The organism is Pantoea sp. Pa-EAmG (genome assembly GCF_030024295.1).
In the GTDB taxonomy this organism is placed as follows: Bacteria; Pseudomonadota; Gammaproteobacteria; order Enterobacterales; family Enterobacteriaceae; genus Pantoea; species Pantoea dispersa.
The window spans coordinates 1-1376 of the sequence record NZ_JASEWO010000349.1 but is presented as its reverse complement, the minus strand read 5'-3'; the positions used below and the strand labels follow the sequence as shown (position 1 = coordinate 1376).

The 1376-nt window shown below is 47.7% G+C and carries 1 protein-coding gene; it reads left to right on the top strand.

The genetic code is table 11. From position 1 onward, the window contains the following. Positions 1–87: 87 nt before the first annotated feature. On the top strand, positions 88–1317 hold the full coding sequence (locus tag QMM04_RS22510; RefSeq protein WP_282997108.1) for a DUF711 family protein: 1230 nt from the start codon (positions 88–90) through the stop codon (positions 1315–1317). The last annotated feature ends 59 nt before the right edge of the window (positions 1318–1376 follow it).

Here is a 1376-nt window from a genome sequence, read left to right as displayed (position 1 = left end):
CTTCGCTCACGACCTGGGGGAGCATGCATTTAATGAAATTAATACGCTGTCAGATTACTGGCGTCTGATGCAGGAGGATCACGGTTAATGATACGAGCTATTACGCTGGGCTTGCCTTACTCCGCTATTTCCGACGGGCATTCTGAGTCACGTTTACATCACTTTCGCACGTTAGTGATTGATAAACTCCAGTCTCGTCGTTGGCCACTGCGAACCTTACGTTTAACCCTGCCACCATTGAATGATCGTGATGAAGATGAGATTTATACCCTGCCGGCACGAATAAATTCAATCAATGCGTTGGCTGAAAGACTTGATATTCGTTGGTTTTGCTTACCGCTGGACTTAACGCATGGCGATAATTACCGCGGACGGTTAGATGCCGCGTTTGCTTTACTCTTCAGGCAACCGCGTATGTTTCTGAATCTGATGGTAGCCGATGAGCAGGGTATAAATATTCGAGCCAGCCATGACGTTGCCCGTTTCATGTTGCAGGTAGCACATCGCAGTAATAATGGCTTTGATAATTTCCGCCTCGGTGCCTCATTGCGTTGTCCGCCAAATGCCCCGTTTTTTCCGTTTTCCCGGCATGAAGGTGAGACACTGAAGTTTAGTTTTGCCCTCGAAACTACCGATATTGCTTTGGAATTGAGTGAGCAGGTGCGGGAAGGCAACATGCTGCTGGCGGACTTTGCTGACAAGTTTATTCTTCGACTCTGCGCACGCTTACGCGAAATTGATGCATTCGGTCATGAGCTGGCGTCTGATTCAGGGCTTGAGTATGCCGGTCTGGATGCCTCGCTGGCGCCTTTTCCGGATGGCAGTATTTCTGTCGGCAGGTTAGTTGAAAATCTTGGTGCGCGTCCTGGTGGCGTTCAGGGATCACTCTTTATAACCAGTATTCTGACGAATGCGATTAAAAGCGCAGTCGCAATCAGTGGTGCTCGCGCAACGGGTTTCAATGGCGTCATGTTCTCAGTACTGGAAGATGATGCCCTGGCGAGTACCAATAATCGTCGTGCATTAAGCATTGATACGCTTAATGCATGGTCAACTGTTTGTGGTTGTGGATTAGATATGCTCCCGGTGCCAGGTTCGACACTGCCTGAAGATATTGCCGCGATTATTCTTGATACGGCTGCACTCGCGGTGCGGTTAACGAAACCGCTCGGTGTACGTTTATTACCTATTCCTGGCGGAGAGGTAAATGAATTTACACGCTTTAATTATGACTTCCTCTGCAATAGCCGCATTATGAATGTCGCGAAAAGTGATGTTGATTTTTCTGCTGATAATGAACGCTGGACGTATCGCTAAAATCAGGCTTAATGAAATGTTAGATGCAAAAAAAGTGAAGGATTTTTGGGATCGCCGAC

Excerpts from the sequence above, each read along its gene's own strand:
- QMM04_RS22510 (WP_282997108.1), top strand. The coding sequence starts at position 88 with ATGATACGAGCTATTACGCTGGGCTTGCCTTACTCCGCTATTTCCGAC.